Origin of the sequence: Microbacterium paludicola (genome assembly GCF_015235415.1) — a bacterium.
Lineage (GTDB): Bacteria > Actinomycetota > Actinomycetes > Actinomycetales > Microbacteriaceae > Microbacterium > Microbacterium paludicola.
This window is the reverse complement of the sequence record NZ_JADGLL010000025.1, coordinates 13,022-39,470: the sequence shown is the minus strand read 5'-3', so window position 1 is coordinate 39,470 and position 26,449 is coordinate 13,022. Positions and strand designations below refer to the sequence as shown.

General features: G+C 72.9%; 21 protein-coding genes and 1 tRNA gene. 15 read left to right on the top strand and 7 right to left on the bottom strand.

What is annotated here, in order from left to right:
* Positions 1-1,950 (bottom strand): TPM domain-containing protein (locus IR155_RS10715; RefSeq protein ID WP_135114824.1); only part of this gene is annotated, 1,950 nt, incomplete at its 3' end.
* A gap of 177 nt (positions 1,951-2,127) precedes the next feature.
* Here IR155_RS10715 and IR155_RS10710 point away from each other — a divergent pair.
* From IR155_RS10710 to IR155_RS10690, 5 genes are all read left to right on the top strand, one after another.
* Positions 2,128-2,961: a DUF3097 domain-containing protein gene (locus IR155_RS10710; protein WP_135114823.1), complete on the top strand. Its 834-nt coding sequence runs from the start codon at positions 2,128-2,130 to the stop codon at positions 2,959-2,961.
* A 274-nt stretch (positions 2,962-3,235) separates the two neighbouring features.
* A complete protein-coding gene (gene trmB, locus IR155_RS10705; RefSeq protein ID WP_135114822.1) occupies positions 3,236-3,976 on the top strand; it encodes a tRNA (guanosine(46)-N7)-methyltransferase TrmB in 741 nt (246 codons plus the stop codon).
* Between the two features lies 1 nt (position 3,977).
* On the top strand, positions 3,978-4,829 hold the full coding sequence (locus IR155_RS10700) for a CPBP family intramembrane glutamic endopeptidase (RefSeq protein WP_135114821.1): 852 nt from the start codon (positions 3,978-3,980) through the stop codon (positions 4,827-4,829).
* Positions 4,830-4,862: 33 nt separating this feature from the next.
* A complete protein-coding gene (locus IR155_RS10695) occupies positions 4,863-6,671 on the top strand; it encodes a gamma-glutamyltransferase family protein (protein ID WP_135114820.1) in 1,809 nt (602 codons plus the stop codon).
* Positions 6,672-6,818: 147 nt separating this feature from the next.
* Positions 6,819-8,261: a serine/threonine-protein kinase gene (locus IR155_RS10690; RefSeq protein WP_228067039.1), complete on the top strand. Its 1,443-nt coding sequence runs from the start codon at positions 6,819-6,821 to the stop codon at positions 8,259-8,261.
* Positions 8,262-8,424: 163 nt separating this feature from the next.
* Here the strand turns inward: IR155_RS10690 and IR155_RS10685 are convergent.
* A tRNA-Arg gene (locus IR155_RS10685) sits at positions 8,425-8,497 on the bottom strand.
* A gap of 48 nt (positions 8,498-8,545) precedes the next feature.
* Positions 8,546-9,364, bottom strand: a complete 819-nt coding sequence (locus tag IR155_RS10680) for an SGNH/GDSL hydrolase family protein (RefSeq protein WP_135114818.1) — start codon at positions 9,362-9,364, stop codon at positions 8,546-8,548.
* Positions 9,365-9,484: 120 nt separating this feature from the next.
* On the opposite strand from IR155_RS10680, the gene argS reads away from it, so the two are divergent.
* The 10 genes from argS (at position 9,485) to IR155_RS10630 (ending at position 22,622) form a co-directional block, all read left to right on the top strand.
* The gene (gene argS / locus IR155_RS10675) at positions 9,485-11,152 is read left to right on the top strand and encodes an arginine--tRNA ligase (protein WP_135114817.1); all 1,668 of its coding nucleotides are present in this window, start codon (positions 9,485-9,487) and stop codon (positions 11,150-11,152) included.
* Positions 11,153-11,154: 2 nt separating this feature from the next.
* Complete coding sequence (locus tag IR155_RS10670) at positions 11,155-11,931, top strand: LmeA family phospholipid-binding protein (RefSeq protein ID WP_135114816.1); 777 nt, start codon at positions 11,155-11,157, stop codon at positions 11,929-11,931.
* A gap of 27 nt (positions 11,932-11,958) precedes the next feature.
* On the top strand, positions 11,959-12,759 hold the full coding sequence (locus tag IR155_RS10665; RefSeq protein WP_135114815.1) for a hypothetical protein: 801 nt from the start codon (positions 11,959-11,961) through the stop codon (positions 12,757-12,759).
* A gap of 356 nt (positions 12,760-13,115) precedes the next feature.
* Positions 13,116-14,603: a diaminopimelate decarboxylase gene (gene lysA, locus IR155_RS10660; protein ID WP_233441178.1), complete on the top strand. Its 1,488-nt coding sequence runs from the start codon at positions 13,116-13,118 to the stop codon at positions 14,601-14,603.
* A complete protein-coding gene (locus IR155_RS10655; protein ID WP_135114814.1) occupies positions 14,600-15,904 on the top strand; it encodes a homoserine dehydrogenase in 1,305 nt (434 codons plus the stop codon). Before lysA ends, IR155_RS10655 begins: the two co-directional genes overlap by 4 nt.
* Before the next feature lie 2 nt (positions 15,905-15,906).
* Positions 15,907-16,860, top strand: a complete 954-nt coding sequence (thrB, locus tag IR155_RS10650; RefSeq protein WP_135114813.1) for a homoserine kinase — start codon at positions 15,907-15,909, stop codon at positions 16,858-16,860.
* 43 nt (positions 16,861-16,903) lie between these two features.
* Positions 16,904-18,355, top strand: a complete 1,452-nt coding sequence (gene thrC / locus IR155_RS10645) for a threonine synthase (RefSeq protein ID WP_135114812.1) — start codon at positions 16,904-16,906, stop codon at positions 18,353-18,355.
* Positions 18,356-18,525: 170 nt separating this feature from the next.
* On the top strand, positions 18,526-20,505 hold the full coding sequence (rho, locus tag IR155_RS10640; protein ID WP_233441177.1) for a transcription termination factor Rho: 1,980 nt from the start codon (positions 18,526-18,528) through the stop codon (positions 20,503-20,505).
* 20 nt (positions 20,506-20,525) lie between these two features.
* Positions 20,526-21,593, top strand: a complete 1,068-nt coding sequence (gene prfA, locus IR155_RS10635) for a peptide chain release factor 1 (protein WP_135114810.1) — start codon at positions 20,526-20,528, stop codon at positions 21,591-21,593.
* Positions 21,594-22,091: 498 nt separating this feature from the next.
* The gene (locus IR155_RS10630; RefSeq protein WP_135114809.1) at positions 22,092-22,622 is read left to right on the top strand and encodes a cell wall protein; all 531 of its coding nucleotides are present in this window, start codon (positions 22,092-22,094) and stop codon (positions 22,620-22,622) included.
* A 66-nt stretch (positions 22,623-22,688) separates the two neighbouring features.
* On the opposite strand, the gene IR155_RS10625 is transcribed toward IR155_RS10630, so the two are convergent.
* The 4 genes from IR155_RS10625 to epsC all read right to left on the bottom strand — a co-directional run bounded on the left by IR155_RS10625 (position 22,689) and on the right by epsC (position 26,449).
* Positions 22,689-23,507 (bottom strand): glycosyltransferase, encoded by an 819-nt coding sequence (locus tag IR155_RS10625; protein ID WP_135114808.1) that lies wholly within the window; start codon positions 23,505-23,507, stop codon positions 22,689-22,691.
* Positions 23,500-24,327, bottom strand: coding sequence for a WecB/TagA/CpsF family glycosyltransferase (locus tag IR155_RS10620; RefSeq protein ID WP_135114807.1), 828 nt, complete (start codon positions 24,325-24,327; stop codon positions 23,500-23,502). The genes IR155_RS10625 and IR155_RS10620 overlap by 8 nt, the downstream gene beginning before the upstream one ends.
* A gap of 82 nt (positions 24,328-24,409) precedes the next feature.
* Positions 24,410-25,810, bottom strand: coding sequence for an amidase (locus IR155_RS10615; RefSeq protein ID WP_135114806.1), 1,401 nt, complete (start codon positions 25,808-25,810; stop codon positions 24,410-24,412).
* Between the two features lie 75 nt (positions 25,811-25,885).
* On the bottom strand, positions 25,886-26,449 hold the full coding sequence (gene epsC, locus IR155_RS10610; RefSeq protein WP_135114805.1) for a serine O-acetyltransferase EpsC: 564 nt from the start codon (positions 26,447-26,449) through the stop codon (positions 25,886-25,888).

Below are 26,449 nucleotides of genomic sequence, written 5' to 3'. Positions count from 1 at the left end.
GCCGAGGCCTCCGCCGAGTCCGCCGCCGAGCCCGCCGCCCCAGCCGCTGGATCCGGAGCGCGAGGAGCCACCGCCCATGCCGCCGCTGATCAGGCCGCCGATGAGGCCGCCGACGAGCCCGTCGACCATTCCGCCACCGCTGCGTCCGCCGCCGAGCATTCCGCCGCCGAGCATCCCTCCGCCCAGGCCGCCGCCGAGTCCGCCGCCCCAGTCGGCCGACTGCACGTCGGCCTGCGCGAGGCGGCTCGCCTCGGACGCGAGCTGCAGCGCGCGCTGCGCCCGCTGCAGGGCCTGCGCGGGATCCCCCGTCTGCAGGGCCTCCGCGCGTGCAAGCTCGGCGCCGGCCTCCGCGAGCCGCGTGCGGGCCTCGGCGCCGACCGCGCCTCGCCGGGAGGCGATGAACTCCTCGGCCCCGGTGACCTGGCTGCGCGCCTGCAGCAGGGTCTGCCCCAGCATCTGCTGGGCGCGCTGCGCGTTGCCGACGACGCCGTCGATCTGCTCGTTCGCCTGCTGCAGGGCGGCGAGGAGCCCCTGCGGGCTGCGCGACGACCCCGAGAGGTTCTCCGAGGCGCGCGCGACGGCCTGCTCGGTCGCGGCGATCGCCGCGGTGACGTCCCCGGTCGCCGGCAGCGTGCGCGCCCGTGCGAGGTCCTGCTGCAGGTCGGCGATGAGCGCCGCCGCCTGCTGCTCGGCGGCCCCGAGCGTCGCGCCGAGGTCGGTCACGGCCTTCTCGAGCGCCGCCGACTGCGCGATCGCCTGCTCGGCCGCGCGGATCGCGACCGCCGCCTCACCGCCGTCTCCGGCACCCACGAGCTGCTCGGCCTGGGCGATCTGCTCGTCCGCGAACGCGAGTCGCGCCTCGATCTGCGCGGGGTTGTCGGCGACGGTCGCCAGGGCGTCCGGCGAGTAGCGTCCCTGCAGGTCGGCGAGCGCGGTCGCCGCACGCGCCGCCGTGCCGTCGGCCGCCGCCCGTCGGCGCTGCGCCTCGCCGAGGGCCGCCGGAGCGTCCTGTTCGATGCGGCGCAGCTCGGTGAACGCCGCCTGCTTCTGATCCAGCGTCGTCGCCGCCGCCTCGCAGAGCCGGATGATCTCGGCGTTCCACGCGCGCACATCCTGCTCGGAGTCCTTCTCGTGGTCATCGAGGCGCTGCTTGAGCTCGAACGCCTGCGCGAGGTTCGTCTTCGCGTCCTGCAGCGCCTTCTCGAACTCGCCCGTCGCCTCCGTCCCGAACTGCGCGACGGCGAAGCCGAGCTCCTGCTCGCTCGCGCGCACCGCGTCGTCCGTGGCGACCAGTGCCGACGCCGCGCGTCGCGCGATCTCCTCGGTCGTCAGCTCGGGGGCGATCACGGGCCCGCTGCCCCGTGCGGCGGTCTCGCCCTTGCGGCGCCGGGTCAGCGCCCAGGCGGTGCCGCCGATTGCGGCGACGCCGACCGCGCCGCCGATGACCCAGGGGAGTGCCGAGCCGCCTGCTCCGCCGTCGCTGAAGCCCTCGGCCGCGGCGTCCACTGCCGCCGCCCAGTCGTCGGTGCCGATCGCCTCACCGACGCTCGTCTCGATCTGGCCGAGGCGGGCATCCGAGACGGGGCCGCCCTCCGGTGCCGAGATGAACAGCGCGCGCCCCTCGGTCGAGATGGCAAGGAGGTACTGGTCCTCGCCGAGCTGATTCAGGACCGCGGTCTCGTTCGCCCACGCCACCGTGTCGGTGGGGTTCTCGAAGGTGTCGACGTACACGACCCACAGGTCGAGCCCGGTGTCGGCCGAGAGCTGCTCGAGCCGCTGCTGTGCCGCGGCCTCCTCGGCGTCGCTGAGGACGTCGGATCCGTCGAATACGTAGCCCGAGCCGAGCTCCACCGGCTCCTCGGCGGAGGCGGGCAGCGCTCCGAGCATCGACGCCGACACGAGCCCCAGCACGGCGAACCCGCGCAACGCCATCGTTCCCCGCGCTCGCATCGCGCAACCCCCTCCAGGCCGAGCCTCGGGATCGGATCGGCCGTCGGTCACGATCCTATGCACCTGGCGGCATGTGCAGAAGGGGAGTTCGGCGCGGCGCTGTTCGCGCTGCGCGGAAGCGAGGCGGCGCGCCCGTCGCTCAGGGCGTGGCGCCGACGGCTCCGTAGGCTGGGACGGATGGACGACCGATACGGAACCGACGTGCTGGCGAAGGGCTGGCAGACCCGCGGCGCGAAGCAGGTGCCGAAGGTCCCGGCCGAGATCGACCTCGTCGTCGAGGTCGCGGTCGACGGCTTCTGCGGCGCGATCACCCGGCGCGAGGCAGGCACCGTCGAGCTCGAGGACTTCAAGGGCCGCCGCCGCATCTTCCCGATGGGGCGCGGCTTCCTCATCGACGGCGAGCCGGTCGAGCTCGTCGTGCCGCAGGCGCAGCCGCAGGGCCGCCGTCGCACGGCATCCGGATCCTTCGTCGTCGACGACCAGCGGGCGCGCGTCGCGCTGCCGCACCGCATCCTCGTCGAGGGAAAGCACGACGCCGAGCTCGTCGAGAAGGTGTGGGGCGCCGACCTGCGGGTCGAGGGCGTCGCGGTGGAGTTCCTCGAGGGCGTCGACAAGCTTCCCGACCTGCTGCGCGACGAGCCGCCCGGCCCCGGCCGCCGCTACGGCGTGCTCGTCGATCACCTCGTGCCCGGATCCAAGGAGCAGCGGATCGCCCGCACGCTCGAGCAGGGACCGCACGGCGCGCACATGCGGATCGTCGGGCATCCGTTCATCGACGTCTGGCAGTGCGTCAAGCCGGCCTCGGTCGGCATCAGGGCCTGGCCGGAGGTGCCGAAGGGCGAGGACTGGAAGAAGGGCGTCTGCCGCCGCCTCGGCTGGCCGCACGCCGAGCAGGCCGACACCGCCCGCGCGTGGCAGCACATCCTGTCGAAGGTCACGACCTTCCGCGACATCGAGCCGACGCTGCTCGGCCGCGTCGAGGAGCTGATCGACTTCGTCACGACGCCCTGACGGCACCCAGTCGTCGGATCGGCCGCTCGGTCGTCGGATCCACGGGGCGGGTGGGGCACCTGAGCCTCACGAAGCACCCGGCGACTGGGCGGCGCCACCGACCACCGGGCGCGGGGTCGGTGCCGCCGTCAGGGGGAGCGGGACGGATGCGCGCGTGTCGGGCGCACGAGAGGACATCCGCCCCGCGTCCCCTGAACGCGGGACAGGATGAGCGCAGCGCGACCCGGCAGGGCCCCGGCGGGCGTGCCGGAGCCGCGCCGCCTACGCTTGGGGGATGCCCGAAGACCTTCCCGAGCCCGCGCCGACGTTCCGCACGAAGCCCGTGTCGTTCGTGCGGCGGAGCGGCCGGATGTCGGAGGCCCAGGAGCGCGCGTGGAGCGAGCTCGCCCCCTTCTACCTCTTCGACGTGCCGCGGGATGTCGCCTCGACGTCGGTCCACGCGGACGCGCGCCTCGTGCCCGCCGACGTGTACCGCCGCGAGGCCCCTCTGACGGTGGAGATCGGATCCGGCCAGGGACACGCGATCGTCGCGGCCGCGACGGCGCACCCCGAGCGGGACTTCCTGGCGGTCGAGGTGTTCCGGGCGGGCCTCGCGCGCACGATGCTCGACGCCGACCGCGCCGGGGCGAGGAACCTGCGCCTCGTGGAGGCGAACGCGCCCGAGGTGCTCGAGACCCTGCTGCCCGAGGCGTCCGCGGACGAGGTCTGGGTGTTCTTCCCCGACCCGTGGCACAAGAGCCGCCACAACAAGCGCCGCCTGGTCAAGGAGGGGTTCGGCGCGATCGCCGGCCGGGCCCTGCGCGACGGCGGCGTGCTGCGCCTCGCGACCGACTGGGAGGACTACGCGCTGCAGATGCGCGAGGTGCTCGACGCCGAGCCCGAATTCGAGCGCGCCTTCGACGGCGACTGGGCGCCGCGCTTCGACGGCCGCGTTATGACGGCGTTCGAACGCAAGGGGCTGAACAAGGGGCGCGAGATCCGCGACCTCGCCTACCGTCGCGTGGCCCGGGTCTGACATGGCCCGCACGCACGCCACCGGCGCGACGCGCGTCGATCCGCTCGTCCTCGCCGGCGCGCTGCTTGTGTGCCTGTCGGCGCCGGCGTTCTACGTCCTGCGGGTCTGGTGGCTCGGGGCCATCCTGCTCCTCGCCGGACTTGCGGGGGCGGTCGTCGCCGATCGTCGGGATCCGGAGGGCATCCGGCGCGAGATCGGCCTCACGCGCGACCTGTCGCTCATCGCCGCCGGGCTGCTGATCGTCAGCTCCATGTCGCTCGAGGCGAAGCTCGACAACCTCTCGATCCTGCGCTTCGGTCTGGTGCTCGGCGGGGCCGTCGCGGTGCCGTACGTGATCTCGCGCTTTGTGTACCGCGATCACGCGATCAGGTTCCCGTGGCGCGGCGGCGGCCGCTGGGGGCGGCTTCAGTGGGGCTGGCTCGTCGCCGTGCTCGCGCTCGGCTGGCTCATCCTGCCGTTCTACTTCATCTCCAGCGGCGTGTACCTGAACTGGCCCGTCGTCGACACCCCGGATCTCATCGCACGGCTGTTCGTCGGCGTCGGCGCCGTCGGGATCTGGGACGAGCTGTTCTTCATCTGCACGGTGTTCGCGCTGCTGCGGCGGCACCTTCCCGACGCGGCGGCGAATCCGCTGCAGGCGATCGTGTTCGTCTCGTTCCTGTGGGAGCTCGGCTACCGGGAGTGGGGGCCCCTGCTGACGATCCCGTTCGCGCTGCTGCAGGGCCTCATCTTCCTGCGCACGCGGTCGCTCGCGTATGTGGTGACGGTGCATCTGCTGTTCGACGCGGTTGTGTTCGCCGTGCTCGTGCACGGACACAATCCCGGCCTGCTCGACGGGCTGTTCCTGGTCTGATCCGGGGCGACGCGTCCCTGGTTGACTGAGGGGATGAGCTTCACGCCCGCACCCCCGCACCTCACCCGCCCGGATCTCTCGGGTCGCTTCGGCATGGCCGCCTCGACCCACTGGCTGGCGAGCTCGAGCGCCCAGGCGGTGCTCGAGCGGGGCGGCAACGCGTTCGATGCGGCCGTGGCGGCGGCGTTTGTGCTGCACGTGGTCGAGCCCCACCTGAACGGGCCGGGCGGCGACATGACGGCGGTGTTCGCGACCGCCGACGACCCGACCCCCGTGGTGCTGATGGGCCAGGGGCCGGCGCCCGCGGCGGCGACGATCGCGCACTTCCGTGCCGAGGGCCTCGACCTCGTTCCCGGCGCCGGGGCGCTCGCCGCGGCCGTGCCCGGGGCGGTGGACGCCTGGCTCCTGCTGCTGCGCGACCACGGCACCTGGGCCCTCGGCGACGTCCTCGAGTACGCGATCGACTACGCCCTCGGCGGGCATCCCGTCCTGCGCAACGTGTGCACGACGATCGGCACGGTCGAGCAGCTGTTCCGCGAGCACTGGACGACGTCGGCGGATCGCTGGATGCCGGAGGGCCGGATCCCGCAGCCGGGCGAGATCGTCTTCTCCCGCACCTACGGCGGGCTGCTGCGCGAGCTTGCATCGGCCGCGGCGGATCTCGCCCGCGAGGCGGGGATCGACGCCGCGCGGGCGCTGTGGCGGGAGCGCCTCGGCCGCGCGGCGGAGGACTTCGCGCACATCCCGCACCGGCACTCGGACGGCGCCGACCACGCCGGCGTGATCACGGTACAGGATGTCGCCGCGTTCGAGGCGTCGTACGAGCCGGCGGTCTCGATCGAGTTCCGCGGCCACACGATCGCGAAGACCGGACCGTGGGGCCAGGGGCCGGTGCTGCTGCAGGCGCTGCGGATCCTCGACGGCTTCGATGACGCCCGGCTCGACCCGTCCACCGAACTCGGCGCGCACACGGTCCTCGAGGCGCTGAAGCTCGCGCTCGCGGATCGCGACGCCTGGTACGGCGAGGACATCGACCCCGAGCTGCTCGCGCATCTGCTCTCGGAGGAGTACGCGGCGGAGCGCCGGGCGCTGATCGGCGACGCCGCCTCCCACGAGGTGCGTCCGGGAACGGCGCCGGGACGGCCGGAACCGCACCTTCCTCTGCTGCGCGAGACCTACGAACCGGGCGTCGGCGGCGTGGGGGAGCCGACCGTGAAGGTGGACGGCCTCGAGACCGACGCCCGCGGCGTCACGCGTGGCGACACGTGCCACCTCGACGTCGTCGATCGCTGGGGCAACATCGTCTCGGCGACGCCGTCTGGCGGCTGGCTGCAGTCATCGCCCGAGATCCCGGAGCTCGGCTTCTGCCTGGGCACGCGGCTGCAGATGTCCTGGCTCGACGAGCCCTCGCCGTCGCGCCTGCAGCCGGGAAGGCGTCCGCGCACCACCCTGACGCCCACGCTCGTGCTGCGCGACGGCGCCCCCGTCATGGCGCTGGGATCGCCCGGCGGAGATCAGCAGGACCAGTGGCAGCTGCTGATGCTGCTGCGGGTGCTCGTCGGCGGGTACACGCCGCAGCAGGCGATCGATGCGCCCGCGCTGCACACGACGTCGATGCACGGCTCGTTCTGGCCGCGCACCTGGACTCCCGGGGGCGCGGTGGTCGAGGACCGCCTCGGCGCCGAGGTGATCGCGGGGCTCGAGTCTCGTGGCCACGTCGTCACGCGCGCCGGCGACTGGGCGCTCGGGCGCCTGTCCGCCGTGACCCGCGACCCGGCATCGGGCCAGCTCGGCGCCGCCGCGAACCCCCGCGGCGCGCAGGGCTACGCCGTCGGCCGCTGATCTCCCGGGACCGTCGCGCACCCCGGATCGCGCATGCACGACCGATCCCGAGGTGTCAAGCCTTTCGGGCGAAATCGTGGGGCAGGGCATCCTTGAGACATGACATCAGCGAACATCTGCGAGGCGGGGTCGGGGGCGATCCCCGCCATGGATGTGCCCGCTGGTCATGGCGCAGGTGGTGATCTTCTGGGGGGTCGCTACAGGCTCGAGGAGCTCGTCGGACAAGGCGGAATGGGACGGGTCTACCGCGCCTCCGACGAGTTCCTCGGCCGCACCGTCGCGATCAAGCTGTTCCCCGCCGCGGCGACGGATCAGGTGGATCGCGCGCGGCGCGACTCGGAGACGCGACTTCTCGCCTCGCTCAGCCACCCCTCTCTCGTGACGCTCTACGACGCCGACACGCTCCCCGACGGATCCGGCTACCTCGTGCTCGAGTACGTCGACGGCGGCACGCTCGCCGACACGATCGCCCGAGGGCCCATGGCGCCGCACCACGTGGCTCACATCGCAGTCGACCTCGCCGAGGGGCTCGACGCCGTCCACGCCGCCGGCGTCATCCACCGCGACATCAAGCCGCCGAACGTGCTGCTCCGCTCGGCGCACGGACGTCCCTTCCAGGCGATGCTCGCCGACTTCGGCATCGCCTACCTGGTCGACGCCGCGCGCATGACGACCCCCGGCATGGCCGTGGGCACCGCCGCGTATTTCTCGCCCGAGCAGGCGCGCGGCGCGCAGCCGTCGCCCGCCTCCGACATCTACGCGCTGGGACTCGTGCTGATCGAGGCCCTCACGGGCCGCCGTGCCTTCCCGCAGACCACACCGATCGAGGCGGCGATCGCGCGCCTTCACACGCCGCCCGAGGTGCCCGCCGGCTTCGGGTACGGCTGGCGGTCGCTGCTCACCGCGATGACCGCGACGGATCCCGCCGGGCGACCGACGGCCTCCGAGGTCGCCGAGCGGGCTCGGGCGCTGACGTCCGCCGACGCGGCGGTGGTCGAGGCGGACGCGACCGCCCAGGCCGCGGTGCCGGTCGCCGCAGCGCCCACAGCCGCAGCGCCCGTCGCCGAGCCCGTGCCCACCGCGGTCGCGCAGGTCGAGGATGTGCCGACGCGCCCCGTGCCCATCGAGGGCGCGGCCTTCCGGACACGAGACCGCCGCCGGCGCCACGCGCGCCGCACGATGCTCGGACGCCTCGCCCTCGCGGGCGCCGGCGTGGCAGTGATCGGCCTCGGACACTGGGGTGTCACCGCGATGCTCGAGCCCTCCACGACGCACGTGCGCCAGCTGGAGACACCCGACCGGACGGCGGACGCCGACGTCACGGCCGAGACGACCGACCCCGCGCCCGTCGAGCCGGCCACTGTGACCACGGTCGCCGAGGACGGCGCGGCCGTCGAAGGCCCGGCGCCGCAGCCGGCCGACAAGAAGCAGCCCGTCGCCCCGCAGGGCGCGGCACAGGACCAAGGCCCGAACGGATCGTCGCAGGGAAACGTCCCCGCGCACGCCGGATCGGGCGACAAGACCCATGGGAATGGGAACGGGAATGGGAGATCCGGCGTGGGGACGCCGGGCAACGGCGACGGCGGCTGAGCGCCTGCCCCACCTTGGGACGGGAGAAGGGCATCGGGCCTCGGACCGCTGAAACCGAGAAGGGCCGCACCGATCAGGTGCGGCCCTTCTTCCGTGTCCGGCCCGGACACGTCGCTCCCGGGATGCGAGACGGGCCGTCCCGAGGGGACGGCCCGTCTGTGTGTGCGCCCGAAGGGATTCGAACCCCCGACCCTTGGCACCGGAAGCCAATGCTCTATCCACTGAGCTACGGGCGCGTACCGGTCAAGGTTATCAGCCGGATCCGGCTGCGCCCGCCGTGCCCGTCAGGGGAGGGCGGGAGCGACCGGCTCGGCCGCCTCGCCGTCGGATGCCTCGACGCTCGTGACGGGATCCGTGATCTCGTGCAGGGCCTCCGCGAGCCGCTGCGCCAGATAGGCGTGGCCCGCGACGGAGGGGTGGTCGCGGCCGAGCTCGCTCGTGTCGATCACCGTCGCGTAGTTCTCGGGCGTGATCCACTGATCCCGGATGGGAGAGATGTACCACCACTGCCGGTCGGCCGCGAGCGAGGCGAGGTCACGGTCGATGCGCGCGGTGGCCGGCTCGACCGGCAGCACCTGCGGTGCCGGCCCCAGCACCACGACGGGCGTGTCGGGGTAGATCCGCACGAGCTCGTCCCATGCGGCGTTCACCGCGGCGCCGTAGCCCTGCGCCGGCGAGTGACGGTCGTTGATCGAGCCCTGGATGACGATGAGGTCGTAGGCGGCCGAGGGATCGAGTGCCGCGATGCGGGTCGCGAAGTCGGGCCGGTCGATGCCGGGACGCAGATACCCGCTGCCGCGCCCGCCGTCGACGACGGTCGTGCCGCCCAGCAGCTCCGCCAGCACGTACGCGTAGCCGCGGTGGATGGGCGTCGCCGCCGATCCGTACGTCCAGGAGTCGCCGAAGACGAGGACCCGCGGCTGCTCCGGAAGCCGGATCGTGGCCGGCGTGATGACGGACTGCTCGGCCGACGCCTGCTGCACCTCGGCGACGGGAGCCGCCCACGGACGAAGGGCGCCGGCGGCCACGGCTGCGAGGACGGCGACCACCGCCGTCACGAGCAGGGCGACGGCGGCGCGACTGGGACGTGTCACGGACGCCATGCGAAGTAGGGTAAGCGATCCGGCTGAACGGGCGATGCCGCAGGGCGCACGGCATCCCGCCCAGCGGCGGTCGCGGGCTCGCGGGTTCGCCCCATGCGCGAGCCGTAGGATTGACGGGCTATGACTCCCGATGCCCTCGCCTCCGCCCTGCTCGCCGTCGTCACGCCGATCGCGGCCCGCCGACGTCCCGACGAGGCGCTGCAGCTGACGGCAGCGGACGTGACCCTCGAGCGCCCCCGCAACCGCGACCACGGCGACTGGGCGACGAACCTCGCGATGAAGCTCGCGAAGCCGCTCGGGACGAACCCGCGCGAGCTCGCGCAGGAGATCGCCGACGGCCTGACCATCGCCGAGGGCGTCGCGAGCGTCGAGGTCGCGGGCCCCGGCTTCATCAACATCCGCCTCGAGGCGGGGGCGGCCGGCGCGCTGGCGAAGACCATCGTCGACGCGGGCGACCAGTACGGCCGCAACGAGTCGCAGGCGGGCAACACGATCAACGTCGAGTTCGTCAGCGCGAACCCCACGGGCCCGCTTCACATCGCGCACACGCGCTGGGCGGCCCTCGGGGACGCGATCGCGCGCCTGCTCGCGTTCAGCGGCGCCACCGTCGCCCGCGAGTACTACATCAACGACGCCGGCGCCCAGATGGAGCGCTTCGGCGCCTCGATCGTCGCGTCGATCCACGGTGAGGAGAAGCCGGAGGGCGGCTACTCGGGCGAGTACATCGACGAGCTCGGCCGCAAGGTGCTGGCCGAGCGTCCCGACCTCCTCTCGCTGTCGCGCGACGAGCAGGTCGAGGTCGCCCGCGACGTCGCCTACCCGCTGCAGCTCGCCGAGATCAAGGCCTCGCTCGCGGCGTTCAACGTGACGTTCGACGAGTGGTTCTCCGAGCGCACGCTGCACGCCCCGGGCCCCGACGGGGGTCCGAGCCTGATCGACCAGGCCGTCGACCGCCTCCGCGCGCAGGGCCACGTGTTCGACGAAGAGGGCGCGGTCTGGGTGCGCACGACCGACTTCGGGGACGACAAGGACCGCGTCATCCGCCGTTCGAACGGCGAGTACACGTACTTCGCCGCGGATGCCGCGTACTACCTCAGCAAGAGCGACCGCGGCTGGGCCGACAAGATCTACCTGCTGGGCGCCGACCACCACGGCTACGTCCACCGCCTGAAGGCCCTCGCCGGCGCGGCGGGCGAGGATCCGCAGAAGAACATCGAGGTGCTGATCGGCCAGATGGTCTCGATCAACGGCGCCCGCCTGTCGAAGCGCGCGGGGAACATCATCGAGATGGACGACATCATCGAGTGGATCGGCACGGATGCGCTGCGCTACTCGCTCGAGCGCTCGCCGGCCGACTCGCCGCTCGACCTCGACCCCGAGCTGCTGCGCAAGCGCACAAACGACAACCCGGTGTTCTACGTGCAGTACGCGCACGCCCGCACGCACAACGTGGGGCGCAACGCCGCCGATTCGGGCGTCGACCGCTCCGAGTTCGCTCCCGAGCTGCTCACGCACGAGACCGAGGCGGCGCTGCTCGGTGCGCTGCAGGAGTTCCCGCGCATCGTGGCGTTCGCCGCCGAGGTGCGCGAGCCGCACCGCGTCGCGCGCTACCTCGAGGAGCTCGCGGGCCTGTATCACCGCTGGTACGACAACTGCCGCGTGACGCCGCTGGGCGATGCGCCCGTCGAGCCCGTTCACCGCACCCGCCTGTGGCTGAACGACGCCACCGGCCAGGTGCTGCGCAACGGCCTCGACCTGCTCGGGGTGAGCGCGCCAGAGCGCATGTGATGGTGGCGACCACGACGATCGACACCCCGCCTCGGCGGCGCCGCGGGCGCGGCCTGATCGCGCTCGTCGTCATCCTGATCCTCGTCGTCCTCGCCGCCGTGGCGGGGGAGTTCGCCGCGCGCGGGATCGTCCGCGACCAGGTGCGCGAGCGCGCCGTGGCGGCGCTCGGGCTTCCCGCCGACCATCCGGTCGAGGTCGGCCTCGGCGGGATCGTGCTGGCGCAGCTGGTCGCGGGGCGCCTCGACGAGGTGCACCTGTCGAGCGAGGACGTGCCGCTGGCCGGGCTCACCGTGGACGCGGACGTCGAGCTCACGGGCGTGCCGGTGCGCGACGGCGCCGCCGGGGGAGCGGGCGCGGCGCACCTGCGCCTCGACGACGCCGCCGTCGAGCAGCTGCTCGCTCAGTCCGAGCTGCCGCCCGCGCTGAGCGGCGCGGCGGTCGCGCTCGCCGAGCCCGACGTCGTGCTGTCGAACGAGTTCGAGGTGCTCGGCACGCCGCTTCCCGTGGAGCTCGCGGTCACCCCGGGGGCCGCCGAGGGCGCGCTGACGCTGACGCCGGCCCGGGCGCGGCTCGGCGAGCTCGACCTCGGGCTCGACCAGCTCGCCGCCGTGATCGGCGTCACTCCCGAGCCGACGAGCGTGTGCATCGCCGATCGGCTCCCGGCGGGCTTCGAGATCACCGCCGTCGCCGTGGTCGGCGATCATCTCGAGGCGGATGCCGACATCGCCGAGGGCACGCTGAGCGATCCCGCGCTGCAGCAGCCGGGCACCTGCGACTGAGCCCCGCGCGCTGGCTAGCATCGCGGTATGCAGACGAGCTCCGCGTGGACCGATGACGACGTGCTCGCGGCGGCGGCCGAATGGCTCTGGCTTCCGGATGGCACCGAGGTCGTCGACGGGGACGTGACGATCCTGCGCCGTCCGGCCTGGCTCGCCCGGCGCGTCGCCGTGGAGCGCACCCGCTCCGACCGGCCGGCCGCCGAGCTGATCGACGAGGCGTCGTCGGTCGCGCGCGGGTGGGAGGCCGAGACCCTGCAGTGGGCGGTCCGCGACGACGACGCCCCCGACCTCGCCGCCGAGCTCGAGGCGCGCGGCGCGGTGGTCGACGACGTGCTGGACATCCTCGGGCTGCCGCTGGCGGGACGCCCCGAGCTGCCGCAGGCGCCCGGCGTCCAGGCCGAGGGGGTGGACGCGCGCGAGCAGCTCGCGGCCGTCGGCGACATCAACGCCGCGGTCTGGGGCGACGCGCCCCTGGGCGAGCGCCTCGGCGCCGAGTTCGCCGAGCTGCGCCGCATCCTGGACGAGGGCACGGGGTTCCGGGTCCTCGCCTCCCTCGATGGCGTCCCCGCCGCAACGGGCGGGGTGACGCTCGCGCCGGGCCCGCGCGGGCTTGGCCTCGTGGCGCGGCTGTGGGGCGCGGCGACGGTGGAGTCCCAGCGCGGCCGGGGTCTCTACCGGGCGGTGCTCGACGAGCGGCTGCGCCGCGCGGCGCAGGCGGGCGCCGAGCTCGCCCTCGTGAAGGGGCGGATCACGACGTCGGCTCCCATCCTGAAGCGCGCCGGCTTCCGTCGCGTGGGCGGCGAGCGCCGGTTCGTCCTGCCGCTCTGAGCGTCACGCGCGGCGAACGCAAGGAGGTCTGCGGATCCGATCTGCGGATCCGAAGCCGGATGGATCCTGATCGGTCTCCGGGACCGCAGATCGCTTCGGACTCGCGGGGCAGCGTCGCGGACGGGCCGCGCATCCGGGCAATCTGCCAACCGGATCCGAGGTGATCGCCGCAACTGAGGACATCCGGATCGCCGATGCTCCTCAATCCGCCAGGTCTCCTCGAACGGGCCCCTCGCGCGAGCCGTCACGCCGCGTCACGGCGGTTCGGGAGGCCTCCCGCGGGTGCCCTAGACTCGGGGTCACCCGCGGCGCGTGAGCATTCCGCGCAGCGGAAAACCCCATCCCGAAGGTGATCCGTGCTCGACGATGCAACTGCCCCGCGCGGTGAGGTGACGCCCACCCTCGCGCCCGCCTGGCTCACCGTGCCGGACGACCCGAACGACCTCGCCCCCGGAGTGTGGCCCGCCTCCGCGCAGCGCGACGACGAGGGAGCGCTGGTGCTGGCGGGGATCCCCGCCCCCGAGCTCACGCGCACGTTCGGCACGCCCGTGCTCGTGCTCGACGAGGACGAGGTGCGCGCCCGCGCCCGCGGCGCCCTCGCCGCGTTCGGTGACGCCGCGGCACGCCACGGCGGACGGGCCCGCGTGTACTACGCCGGCAAGGCGTTCCTGAGCACCGAGGTCGCGCGCTGGATGATCGACGCCGGCCTGAACGTCGACGTCTGCTCGGCCGGCGAGCTCGCCGTCGCGCTCGCGGCCGACGTGCCGCCGGCGCGCATCGGCTTCCACGGGAACAACAAGCGCGTGTTCGAGCTCGAGCGGGCCGTCGAGGTCGGCGTCGGGACGATCATCGTCGACTCCGAGATCGAGATCGAGCGGCTCGCGGTGATCACCGAGCGCCTGGATCGCCGGCAGTCGGTGCTCATCCGGGTCAACAGCGGCGTGCACGCCGAGACGCACAGCTTCCTCGCCACGGCGCACGAGGACCAGAAGTTCGGCTTCACGCTCAAGGCCGCCGAGCGGGCGGCCGAGCGCATCCACGAGCTTCCCCTCGTCGACCTCGCGGGCCTTCACTGCCACATCGGGTCGCAGATCTTCGGCACGGCCGGCTTCCGCGAGTCGGCGTCGCGCGTGCTCGAGCTCCACGCGCTGCTCAGCGAGCGCGGCTGGCTCGACGTGCCCGAGCCGATCCTGAACCTCGGCGGCGGGTTCGGCATCGCCTACACGCGCGCCGACACCCCGACGCCGCTCGAGGAGCTGGCCGCCGGGATCGTCGACGCGGTCGCCGACGAGTGCGCCGTGCGCGGCATCGACCTGCCGGTGCTGGCGTTCGAGCCCGGGCGCTCGATCGTCGGCACGGCCGGCGTCACGCTCTACGAGGTCGGCACGGTCAAGACGGTGTCGCTGGACACGGGTTCCGCGCCGGGAGACGCGGACGCGCCGGCCGAGCGGCGCTACGTGAGCGTCGACGGCGGCATGAGCGACAACGCCCGCCCCGCGCTCTACGGCGCGCAGTACTCCGCGCGCCTCGCGTCGCGCGAGGGGACGGGCGAGCCCGCACTGAGCCGCGTCGTCGGGCTCCACTGCGAGTCGGGCGACATCGTCGTCGACCACGAGTACCTGCCCGCCGACGTCACGCCGGGCGACCTGCTCGCGGTGCCGGCGACCGGCGCGTACTGCGCGCCGCTCGCGAGCAACTACAACCACGTGCCGCGTCCGCCCGTCGTGGCGGTCACGCAGGGACGAGCCCGGATCATCGTGCGGGGAGAGCGGATCGAGGATCTGCTCGCGCGCGATGCCGGTATCGATCGGGCGCCGCTCGGCGCCGATGAGGGAGAAGCATGATCGATCACCGCCGACTCCGTGTCGCGCTGCTGGGAGCCGGATCCGTCGGATCGCAGGTCGCGAACCTGCTGCTCACGCAGGCGTCCGAGCTCTCCGAGCGCGCCGGCGCCGATCTCGAGCTCGCCGGCATCGCGGTGCGCGACGTCGATGCGGCGCGGGATGTCGACCTGCCGCGCGAGCTGCTGACGACCGATGCCGAGAGCCTGATCGTGGGCGCCGACATCGTCATCGAGCTGATGGGCGGCATCGAGCCGGCGCGCACGCACATCCTCGCGGCGCTGAACTCGGGGGCGGATGTCGTCACCGGCAACAAGGCGCTGCTCGCGACCCACGGCGCCGAGATCTTCGACGCGGCCGACCAGCTCGGCGCGTCCGTCTCGTACGAGGCGGCCGTCGCGGGGGCGATCCCGATCATCCGCCCGCTGAAGGACTCGCTCGCGGGCGACCGGATCCAGCGGATCTTCGGCATCGTCAACGGCAGCACCAACTTCATCCTGGACAAGATGGATCGCGAGGGCCTGTCGGCCGAGGAGGCGCAGCGCATCGCCACGGACCTCGGCTATCTCGAGGCGGACCCCACGCTCGACCTCGAGGGCTACGACGCCGCGCAGAAGGCCGCCATCCTCGCGAGCCTCGCGTTCCACACACACGTCTCACTCGACGACGTGCACCGCGAGGGGATCGAGAACATCACCGCCGACATGATCGACGGGGCGCGCCGCGCGGGCTTCACGATCAAGCTGCTCGCCGTGTGCGAGCGGCTCGAGGGCGAGGACGGCGAGTCGATCTCGGTGCGGGTGTACCCGGCGCTGATCAGCCGCGAGCACCCGCTGGCGAGCGTGCACGGCGGCAACAACGCCGTGTTCGTCGAGGCCGCGGCCGCGGGCGACCTGATGTTCTACGGTGCGGGCGCCGGCGGCATCCAGACCGCGTCGGCGATCATGGGCGACGTGGTCTCGGCCGCGCGCCGGCACATCGCGGGCGGCGTCGGCGTGGGGGAGTCGCCGCGCCAGAGCCTTCCCACGGCGCCCATCGGCCGCATCATGACGCGCTACCAGGTGACCCTCGAGGTGGCCGACGAGCCGGGCGTGCTGGCGCAGATCTCCGGCATCGTGAGCGAGGCCGGCGTCTCGGTCGCCACGGTCGAGCAGACCCCGTCCAGCGACGCCGAGGGCCGCGCCCACATCGTGATCGGCACCCACCGCGCCCGCGAGCAGGCGCTGAGCGACACCGTGGCGCGCCTTGCCGAGAGCGACGTCGTCGAGCGCGTGGTCTCGGTGCTGCGCGTGGAAGGCGAGTGAGCGTGGCCGCCGCGGGACGATCGGTCCACGTCCGGGTCCCCGCGACGAGCGCCAACCTCGGCCCGGGCTTCGACACGCTCGGCCTCGCCCTCAGCGTCTACGACGAGCTCGACGTCACGGCGCTGGCCCCCGGCGAGCTCGAGATCGAGGTCACGGGCACCGGCGCCGACGACATCCCGCGCGACGACTCGCACCTGATCGTCCGCACCATCCGGCACTGCTTCGACGCCGTCGGACGCACCGCTCCCGGCCTCCGGATCGTCGCCCGCAACGGCATCCCGCACGGCAAGGGGATGGGCTCGTCGGGCGCCGCCGTCGCGGCGGGAGTGCTCGCGGCCAAGGGGCTGCTGGAGGGCGACGTCGACCTCGACGACACGGCGCTGCTGCGGCTCGCGACCGAGGTCGAGGGCCACCCCGACAACGTCGCCCCAGCCCTGTTCGGCGGCCTGACGATCGCGTGGACCGAGAACGGCGCGCCCCGGCACAAGAAGCTGCTCGTCCACCGCGGCGTCGCGCCGGTCGTGTTCGTGCCGGATCGCACGATGTCGACCTCCGCCGCACGCAGCGTGCTCGAGGCCGAGGTGTCCCGCGAGGACGCCGTGTTCAACGTGTCGCGTTCGGCGCTGCTGATCGCCGCCCTCACACAGAGCCCCGATCTGCTGCTGTCGGCGACCGAGGACAAGCTCCACCAGGAGCGGCGCGCCCAGGCGATGCCCGAGACGTTCGCGCTCGTGAGCGCCCTGCGCGAGCGCGGCTTCCCCGCCGTCGTCTCGGGCGCCGGACCGACCGTGCTGGTGCTCGCCGACGGCCCCGGTCGCCGGCTCGAGGCCGCCGCCGTGGTGGCCGAGGTGTCCGACGGCTCCTGGCAGGCGCTGATGCTCGCCGTCGACTTCCTGGGCGGCACCGTCCGACCTGCCGCCGATGTGAGACTGGAGGCGGATCGTGACGTCGCCTGATCCGACGAGCCCCGCATCCACCGGTTCCGAGACGAGGAGCGCCGTGCAGTACATCTCCACCCGAGGCGGCGGCGAGCCGCTGTCGTACAGCGAGACGCTGCTCGAGGGCCTCGCCCGTGACGGCGGGCTCGCCGTTCCCGCGGTCATGCCGCGGGTCGACGGCGAGACGCTCGAGCGCTGGCGCGCCCTGACCTACCCGCAGCTCGCGACCGAGGTGCTGGGGCTGTTCGCCACCGACATCCCGCGCGAGGACCTCGCTCGGATGACCGCCGCGGCCTACTCCTCGTTCCCCGCGGAGGTCGTGCCGCTGCGGCCGATCGGCGACGGGCTGACGCTCGTCGGGCTGTCCGAGGGGCCCACGCTGGCGTTCAAGGACATGGCGATGCAGTTCCTCGGCCAGGTGCTCGAGTACGCCCTCGAGCGCGAGGGCCGCGTGCTGAACGTGCTCGGTGCGACCTCGGGAGACACCGGATCGGCCGCCGAGCACGCGCTGCGCGGCAAGGAGCGCATCTCGGTGTTCATGCTGTCGCCGCGCGGCAGGATGAGCGCGTTCCAGCGAGCGCAGATGTTCTCGCTCGACGACGCGAACATCCACAACATCGCGATCGACGGGGTCTTCGACGACTGCCAGAACCTCGTCAAGGAGCTCGCCGGCGATCTCGAGTTCAAGCGCGCGCAGAACCTCGGCGCCGTCAACTCCATCAACCTCGCTCGCATCACCGCGCAGGTCGTCTACTACTTCTGGGCCTGGCTGCGTCAGACGGATGCCGGGGGAGCGACCGAGGTGTCGTTCACGGTGCCGTCGGGTAACTTCGGCAACATCCTGTCCGGTTTCTACGCGAAGCAGATGGGGCTGCCGATCCGGCGTCTCGTGCTGGCGACGAACGAGAACAACGTCCTCGACGAGTTCTTCCGCACCGGCGTCTACCGCCCGCGGTCGGCCGCCGAGACCCTGGCGACCTCGAGCCCGTCGATGGACATCTCCAAGGCGTCGAACCTCGAGCGCTTCATCTTCGAGCTCGTCGGCCGCGACGCCGCGGGCGTCGTCGACGCGTGGCGAGGGCTCGCGACCGAGGGGAGCTTCGACTTCTCGGCCGACCAGCCGCGCTTCGAGGAGGAGTTCGGCCTCGTCAGCGGCACCTCCACGCACACCGACCGCATCGCGACGATCCGCGCGGTGCACGCGGGCACGGGCGAGCTGATCGATCCGCACACCGCGGACGGCGTGAAGGTCGCGCGCGAGCACGTCGAGCCCGGCGTGCCGATGCTCGTGCTGGAGACGGCGAAGCCGGAGAAGTTCGCGGAGACGATCCGCGAGGCGCTCGGCCTCGAACTCGAGTACTCGCCGGAGCTGCGCGCGATGCTGGATGCGCCGCAGCGGGTGACCGAGATGGCCGACGACGCGCACGCGCTGAGCTCGTTCATCGAGGCCGCCTCCCTCAAAGGTGATACAGTGAGGGAAACCCCGGTGGGTGCCGATCGGCACGATTCTTGACCACCATTTCGCAATCTGCGAAGCCCCGCACAGGTCCCCCGACCAGCTCTCCCAGCAGCTTGTTCACCTGAGCACTCTGTTCTCGAGCGCCTGGGCGACCGACGCGCGTTCTGACACGCGGTCGCATGTGCATGGGGGCGAAACCGACACGTTCCACTGGAGGAGCACTCGTGGAGACCATCTCCGAGATCCAGCCCGACGCCGCCACCCAGAGCGGCGACGAGGCCACCGACACGACCGCCGCAGAGGCGGTCACCGAGACCACTGAGGCGCAGGCCGCGGCGCCGGCGAAGGCGCCGCGCAAGCGCGCCCCGCGCCGCGCGAAGTCGACCGACACCCCGGCCGCCGAGGCCCCGGCAGCGGACGCGCCGGAGGAAGAAGCGCCGGCCGAGGAGGCCGCGGCCGAGCAGGCCGAGGCGCCCGCCGAGAAGCCCAAGCGCGCCCCCCGCAAGCGCACCCCGCGTGCCGCGAAGGTCGAGGCCCCCGTCGAGGAGCCCGCCGCCGAGGAGCAGCCGGCCGCCGCCGAGGCGCCGGCCGAGGCCGAGCCGACCGAGGCGCCCGCCGAGGACGCCGCGCCCGCCGAGGCCGAGGCCACCGAGTCCGAGACGCCGGAGGCGCCCGCCGAGGGCGAGGCCGCCGAGGCCGCCACGGAGGGTGACGCCGCTTCGCAGGATGCCGCCTCGCAGGATGCCGCGGGCCAGGAGGCCGGCTCCCAGGAGGGCACCGGCCGCCGCAGCCGCAGCCGCAGCCGCAGCCGGAACCGCAACAAGGGCGACCGCGCCGAGAACGGCGGCCAGGGCGGCCAGGCTCAGGGTGGCAAGGCGCAGGGCGACAGCCAGGCGCAGGCACCCGCACAGGCTCAGCCCCAGGCGCAGGACGCCGACGACGACGCACAGGGCGGCCGCAACGCCCGCGGCAACCGCAACAAGCGTCGCGGCAACCAGACGACCGACGAGTTCGACACCGAGATCAACGAGGACGACGTCCTCATCCCGATCGCGGGCATCCTCGACGTGCTCGACAACTACGCGTTCGTGCGCACCACGGGCTACCTCCCCGGCCAGCAGGACGTGTACGTCTCGCTCGGCCAGGTGAAGAAGTACAACCTGCGCAAGGGCGACGCGGTCGTCGGCGCCATCAAGCAGCCCCGCGAGAACGAGTCGCAGGGCCGCCAGAAGTACAACGCGCTCGTCAAGGTCGACTCGGTCAACGGCCTGTCCGTCGAGGACGCCGCGAACCGCGTCGAGTTCTCGAAGCTCACGCCGCTCTACCCGCAGGAGCGCCTGCGCCTCGAGACGGCCCCCGAGAAGCTGACGCAGCGCATCATCGACCTCGTCGCTCCCATCGGCAAGGGCCAGCGCGGCCTCATCGTCGCGCCCCCGAAGGCCGGCAAGACGATCGTCCTGCAGCAGATCGCCAACGCGATCGCGCAGAACAACCCCGAGGCGCACCTCATGGTCGTGCTCGTGGACGAGCGTCCCGAAGAGGTCACCGACATGCAGCGCACGGTGAAGGGCGAGGTCATCGCCTCGACCTTCGACCGCCCCGCCGAGGACCACACCACGGTCGCCGAGCTGGCGATCGAGCGTGCGAAGCGCCTCGTCGAGCTTGGCCGCGACGTCGTCGTGCTGCTCGACTCGATCACCCGCCTCGGCCGCGCTTACAACGTGTCGGCGCCGACCTCGGGCCGTGTGCTGTCGGGCGGCGTGGACGCGTCGGCGCTGTACCCGCCGAAGCGCTTCTTCGGCGCCGCACGCAACATCGAGAACGGCGGATCGCTCACGATCCTCGCGACCGCGCTCGTCGAGACCGGATCCAAGATGGACGAGGTCATCTTCGAGGAGTTCAAGGGCACCGGCAACATGGAGCTGCGCCTGTCGCGTCAGCTCGCCGACAAGCGCATCTTCCCGGCCGTCGACGTCAACGCGTCGTCCACCCGCCGCGAGGAGATGCTGCTCTCGGGCGACGAGGTCAAGATCACCTGGAAGCTGCGTCGCGCCCTCGCGGGCCTCTCGCCCGAGCAGGCGCTCGGCACGGTGCTCGACAAGCTCAAGGAGACGTCCTCGAACGTCGAGTTCCTCGTGCAGATGAAGAACGCCCAGATGTCGGTGGGTGGTCGTTCGTCCGGCCACGAGAACGACATCCGCTGATCCTCGCTCCCGGGGACAGGATGTTCGAGTCCGTCGACGCGCTGATCGACGAGCACCGGCGGGTGCAGGAGGAGCTCTCCGACCCCGCCGTGCACGCCGATGCCGCGCGCGCGAGGCGCGTCAACCGGCGCTACGCCGAGCTGAACCGCATCGTCCAGGCGCACGAGGCGTGGACCGCGGCGGGGGATGACCTCGCCGCGGCCCGTGAGCTCGCGCGCGAGGACGAGGCGTTCGCCGCCGAGGTCCCGGCGCTCGAGGAGAAGCTGGCGCAGGCGCAGGAGAAGCTGCGCCGCCTGCTGATCCCGCGGGATCCGGATGACGCGCGCGACGTGATCATGGAGATCAAGGCCGGCGAGGGCGGCGCCGAGAGCGCACTGTTCGCCGCCGATCTGCTGCGCATGTACACGCAGTACGCCGCATCCAAGGGCTGGAAGGTCGAGCTGCTCGACCGCAACGAGTCGGACCTCGGCGGCTACAAGGACGTGCAGGTCGCGATCAAGGGATCGTCCTCCGACCCCGCACAGGGAGTGTGGGCGCACCTGAAGTACGAGGGCGGCGTCCACCGCGTGCAGCGCGTGCCCGCGACCGAGTCGCAGGGCCGCATCCACACGTCGACGACCGGCGTGCTGGTCTTCCCCGAGGTGGACGAGCCCGAGGAGATCCAGATCGACCAGAACGATCTGAAGATCGACGTCTTCCGCTCGTCCGGCCCCGGCGGCCAGTCGGTCAACACGACCGACTCGGCGGTGCGCATCACGCACGTGCCGACCGGCATCGTCGTGTCGATGCAGAACGAGAAGTCGCAGCTGCAGAACCGCGAGGCCGCCCTGCGCGTGCTGCGCGCGCGCCTCCTGGCCAGGCAGCAGGAGGAGCTCGACGCCGCGGCCTCCGACGCCCGGAAGTCGCAGATCCGGGGAATGGATCGCTCCGAGCGGATCCGCACGTACAACTTCCCCGAGAACCGCATCGCGGATCACCGCACCGGATACAAGGCGTACAACCTGGATCAGGTCATGGACGGCGCGCTCGAGCCCATCCTGCAGTCCTGCATCGAGGCGGACGAGGCGGAGCGGCTGGCTGCCCTTTAGCTCGCTTCGCTCGCGCCGCGCGCGTTCCTTTGGCTCGCTGCGCTCGCGCCGCGCGCTTCCCTTTGGCTCACTTCGCTCGCGCCGCGCGCTGATCGATCGCTCGGCCGACGCTTCGCGCCGGCGCTCGCGCTCGATGGGCTGTCGCTTCGCTCCATCCGGGGGCGCGCTGGTTGGCCGCATCCGCGGCACGCTCACTTCGTTCGCACGTGGGGGCCTTCTCTTAGCTCGCTTCGCTCGCGCCGCGCGCTGATCGATCGCTCGCCCGACGCTTCGCGCCGGCGCTCGCGCTCGATGTGACGTCGCTGGCGCTCCGTCCGGGTCGCTGGTTGGCCGCATCCGCGGCACGCTCACTTTGTTCGCACATGGGGGCTTCCCGTAGCTCGCTTCGCTCGCCGCGCGCGATCCCCTTCATCTGCGTCTTCTCCGCCGCTCGGGTTCTGTGTATCAGGAGGCGGGACGGGCTCTCGTTACGGGGGAGGGGAAAAGGACGGAGAGGCCATGCTGCAGACGATGGTGGCGGGAGCGGCGCTGATGCTCGCCGTGGGCGGGTCGACCGTGACGGGGGTGGACGAGTTGTATCCACCCGATCAGCCGGCCGAGCCCTCGCTGAGCACGAGCGCGTACGCGGAGTGCGTCCAGGATGCGCCGTGGATCGTCTACGACGTCACCCTCGTCGATCCGGACGATCGGTCGACGTCGCGCGACGTGTCGCTGGTGTTCACGAAGGGCGGGCAGCGCCTCGAGGTGCCGCTCGGCTCCCTCAGGGAAGACGACACGCTCTCGGGCAGGATCCTGTGGCCCGGCGCCGCGACCGATTCCCCCGGAGCGGGCGTCGACTGGCCCGGCTGGGTCCAGCAGGACGGCGAATGGGTCGACCTCGGCGAGGACGACCTCGGCTGGACGCGCGAGGGCGCGACCGTGGCGATCGAGGTCAACCCCGAGGCCGGCGTCGCCGTCTCGTACCCGCCCGCCACACCGTACTGCGTCGTCGGGCCGCGCCTGACCGACGATCCCCCGCGCCCCCGGTGAACCGGGCGGGGCTCGCCGCGACGGGCGCCGAGATCCTGGCGCCCTTCCTCCTGGGGGCGACACTGCTCACGGGCGGACTCGCGTTCGCCACCGCTCGACGGCGACCCCGAATGTGAACCGGCGACTCACGACGGGCAGCACTCCCGCGGCGGGCGGACCGCCGTCGAAGTCATGGCGCCGGATCGTGGGTCGTGTGGCGGTCGGTCTTGCCGCGCTCATCGTGCTCTGTGTCGTCTGGCTCGGCGTGCGCGGCACGCTCGCCGTCGGCGAGGTGCTCGCCCTGCGCGCGGCGGCGGAGCGCTTCGAGACGACGCTCGACGCCGCGGCGGCCGACGCCGCATCGGCCCCGGCATTCGCGGATCGGCTGTCGGATGACAGCGAGGCCCTCGCCGAGCACGCGCAGACCCTCGCATCGCTGACATCCGATCCCGTGTGGCGTCTCGCCGAGCTCGCCCCGCTCGTCGGGGACGAGCTGCACGCGGCGCGATGCTCATCGACGATGCGCGGCACCACCGCGCCGCGGCGGGGGTCCCCCCGCAGCCGACCGAGCATGGTGCGGAGCGCTCCCGCGTGCACCCGCAGATCCGGGTTCAGGATGAGCACCGCCTCGGAATCGCCGATGTGCTCGAGCGCGCAGTTGATGCCGCCGGCGTACCCGAGGTTGCCGCCGGTGGCGACGGCGAGGACATCCGGATGCGCCCGCGCCACGCGCAGCGTCGTGTCGTCGGGGGAGTTGTCGGCCACGATGACGCGCAGTGCGACATCCCGCGCCTCCTCGCGGAGCCCCGCGAGCAGCGTCTCGAGGTGCGCGGGGCTGCCGTAGGTCACGACGATCGCCGCGATCTCGGCCCTCCCCGTCCTGGCGAAGCGGCCGGGGTCAGGCATGGCGCGGGACGCCGAGGATCGGCTGTCGCGCGACAGGCGGGGCGGGTCGGCGCAGCGCGAGGTACGCCGGCGGGCCCTGCACGAGGTAGCGGTTCGCGAGGCGGCGCGGCTCGAGCAGCAGGCGCCATGCCCACTCGAAGCCGGCGCGCGAGATCCATTGCGGGGCCCGAGACACGCGCCCCGCGAGGAAGTCGACGACGGCGCCGAACGCCAGCAGCACGCCCGCTCCGGTCTGGGGACCGTACTGCTCGATCCATTGCTCCTGGCGCGGCTTTCCGAGGCAGACGAGCAGGATGTCGGGGCGTGCCCGGCGGATGTCCGCCGCGATCGCGTCGGCGCCCTCCGGCGATGACAGCAGCTCGCGCGGCGGCGTCCAGTGCCCGGCGAAGCGCGCGTTCGGCCATCCGGTCGCGAGGCGCTCGCGGAGCGGCTCGGTGAGCGCGGCGTCGCCGCCCAGCACCGCGACCGACAGGCCCCGCTGTGCCGCCAGCTCGAGGACCTCGACGATGAGGTCGCTTCCCGACAGTTTGGGGTACTCACGCCCGGTCTCGCGCTTCGCATGCGCGGCGATCGGGGCGCCGTCGATGAGGTTCAGCCACTCGACCGGGCCCTCGGTGGGGGCGCCGTCGTGATGCGTGTGCCGCCCGAAGTGGTGAAGGTGGTCGAGGTTGATCGACGCGACGGCGAGCGGGCGGCGAGAGTTGTGCGCCGCGGCCTCGGCGATCACCTGCAGCGCGGGCTCAGCCGTGACGAGGTGGACGGGGATGCCGTCGGTGTCGAGCGTCGGGATCGCTCCCGTGAGGGTCTCCATGGTGCTCATGCAGTGTCAGAGACGCGAACCCCCGCTGTGATGCACGTCCGCGCCCGCCGCCCCCGACTGCCCGGGCAGTTTCGATGGTTCGTCAGCGCGCGCGTTCGAGCGGCGGCCACGGCAGCGGCCCGCGCGCCCGCTCGAGGTGGGCCGCGAGGTGCAGGATGAGCGCCTCGCCACCGGGGCGGCCGATGATCTGCACGCTCACCGGATGGCCGTCGGTCAGCACCGGCACCGTGATCGCCGGCAGCCCGGCGACGTTGACGAAGCTGCTGTACGGCGCGTACTCGCACTGCCGCGCGAAGCTGCGCTCGGGGTCGTCCTGCGCGAACCAGCCGATCGGCTGGGGCGGCAGCGCGAGCGCGGGCGTGAGCACCGCGTCGAAGTCGCCGAAGGCCGTGATCGTCTGCCGCTCGAACGCGGTGGCGGCGCCGTAGGCGGTGAGCAGCCGGTCGGCGGTCAGCGCCCTTCCCTCACGGATCAGCCACGCCGTGATCGGCTCGACCTCGCCGAGCCGCTCGTCCGGCACGGCGATGCGGGCCGCCGACGCGCGCCACAGCGTCATGAACATCTCGCCGTACCCGGTGGGCTCCCACGGGACGTCCTCGATCGCGTGACCCGCGCCGTCCAGGACCCGGATGGCCTCATCCAGCGCGGCCTTCTGACCGGGATCGAGGCGAATGTCCATGGTCTCCGCCCACGGAGAGGTGGTCGTGACGCCCAGCTTCAGCTGCCCCGGCAGCACGCGGGACGCCTCGGAGAAGGGACCGTCGCCCGGCGCCCTGGTGGCGTACGGGTGCGGGCCCGCGGCGAGCACGTCGAGCAGCATCGCGGTGTCATCGGCCGAGCGCCCGATCGCGCCGGCCACGGCCAGCCCGCCGGGGGAGTCGAGGCCGGACCCCGCGGGCACGCGCCCGCGGGAGGGCTTCAGGCCCACGACACCCACGGTGGCGGCGGGGATCCGGATCGATCCACCACCGTCCGACGCGGGCGCGGCCGGAAGCAGCCCGGCGGCGACCGCCACGGCGGCGCCTCCGCTCGACCCGCCCGCGCCGTTGGCGGGGTCCCACGGATCGCGCGCGGGAGGGCCGATCCGCGTCTCCGTGAAGCCGGTCAGCCCGAACTCCGGCGTGCTCGTCTTGCCGAGGCTGATCGCGCCCGCGTCATCCAGGACGAGGGCGAGCGGATCCGAGCGATCCGGCACGTTGTCCGCGTGCACGCGCGATCCGTACCGGGTCGGCACACCGGCGCGGGCGGTGAGGTCCTTGTCGGCAAGCGGCACGCCCCACAGGTCGGGCGGATCCGCCTCGGGGGTGCCGAGGGATGCCGCGCGCTCGCGCGCGGCATCGGCGGTGACCTCGGCGAACGCGCCGAGGTCGGCGTGCGCCTCGATGCGGGAGAGGAAGTACGCGGTCGCCTCGACCGGCGTCACCTCGCGGTCGCGCAGTGCGGCCGCGAGGGCGCGCAGCGGGAGCTCGTGCAGGTCGGTCATGTGCTGCCTCCTCCGGATCGGTGCGAAGCGGCCCGTTCGCCGGGGCGAAAGGGCCGGAGCGCACCGGATCTCACGTCAGATCGAGAACTCGGGCGCCATCAGGATGCGGCGGGTGTCCTCACCGTCGCCGCGCGGGCGCGCCTTCGCCGGCACGCCGACGACGACGCTGTACGGCGGTGCGTCCTTCGTCACGACGGCGTTCGCGCCGACTGCGCTGTGCGCGCCGACGGTGACGGGCCCGAGGATCTTCGCCCCCGCGCCGACCGCGACGCCGTCGCCGAGCGTGGGATGCCGCTTGCCCTTCGACAGGGCGGTGCCGCCGAGCGTGACGCCGTGATAGAGCATCACGTCGTCGCCGATCTCCGCGGTCTCGCCGATCACAACGCCCATGCCGTGATCGATGAAGAACCGGCGACCGATCCTCGCTCCCGGGTGGATCTCGATCCCGGTCAGCCAGCGCGTGACCTGCGAGCCCGCGCGGGCGATGAAGCGGAAGCCCCGCTGCCACAGCGCGTGGTTGACGCGGTGCGCCCAGATCGCGTGAAGGCCCGGGTACAGCGCGGCGATCTCAACGAAACCGCGCGCCGCCGGATCCCGGCGACGCGCGGCCTCGACATCCTCGCGGATGTTCAGTCTCAT

Coding starts and splice junctions, on each gene's coding strand:
- IR155_RS10710 (WP_135114823.1), top strand. CDS start 2,128: ATGGACGACCGATACGGAACCGACGTGCTGGCGAAGGGCTGGCAGACC.
- trmB (WP_135114822.1), top strand. CDS start 3,236: ATGCCCGAAGACCTTCCCGAGCCCGCGCCGACGTTCCGCACGAAGCCC.
- IR155_RS10700 (WP_135114821.1), top strand. CDS start 3,978: ATGGCCCGCACGCACGCCACCGGCGCGACGCGCGTCGATCCGCTCGTC.
- IR155_RS10695 (WP_135114820.1), top strand. CDS start 4,863: ATGAGCTTCACGCCCGCACCCCCGCACCTCACCCGCCCGGATCTCTCG.
- IR155_RS10690 (WP_228067039.1), top strand. CDS start 6,819: ATGGATGTGCCCGCTGGTCATGGCGCAGGTGGTGATCTTCTGGGGGGT.
- IR155_RS10680 (WP_135114818.1), bottom strand. CDS start 9,364: ATGGCGTCCGTGACACGTCCCAGTCGCGCCGCCGTCGCCCTGCTCGTG.
- argS (WP_135114817.1), top strand. CDS start 9,485: ATGACTCCCGATGCCCTCGCCTCCGCCCTGCTCGCCGTCGTCACGCCG.
- IR155_RS10665 (WP_135114815.1), top strand. CDS start 11,959: ATGCAGACGAGCTCCGCGTGGACCGATGACGACGTGCTCGCGGCGGCG.
- IR155_RS10655 (WP_135114814.1), top strand. CDS start 14,600: ATGATCGATCACCGCCGACTCCGTGTCGCGCTGCTGGGAGCCGGATCC.
- prfA (WP_135114810.1), top strand. CDS start 20,526: ATGTTCGAGTCCGTCGACGCGCTGATCGACGAGCACCGGCGGGTGCAG.
- IR155_RS10630 (WP_135114809.1), top strand. CDS start 22,092: ATGCTGCAGACGATGGTGGCGGGAGCGGCGCTGATGCTCGCCGTGGGC.
- IR155_RS10625 (WP_135114808.1), bottom strand. CDS start 23,507: ATGCCTGACCCCGGCCGCTTCGCCAGGACGGGGAGGGCCGAGATCGCG.
- IR155_RS10620 (WP_135114807.1), bottom strand. CDS start 24,327: ATGAGCACCATGGAGACCCTCACGGGAGCGATCCCGACGCTCGACACC.
- IR155_RS10615 (WP_135114806.1), bottom strand. CDS start 25,810: ATGACCGACCTGCACGAGCTCCCGCTGCGCGCCCTCGCGGCCGCACTG.
- epsC (WP_135114805.1), bottom strand. CDS start 26,449: ATGAGACTGAACATCCGCGAGGATGTCGAGGCCGCGCGTCGCCGGGAT.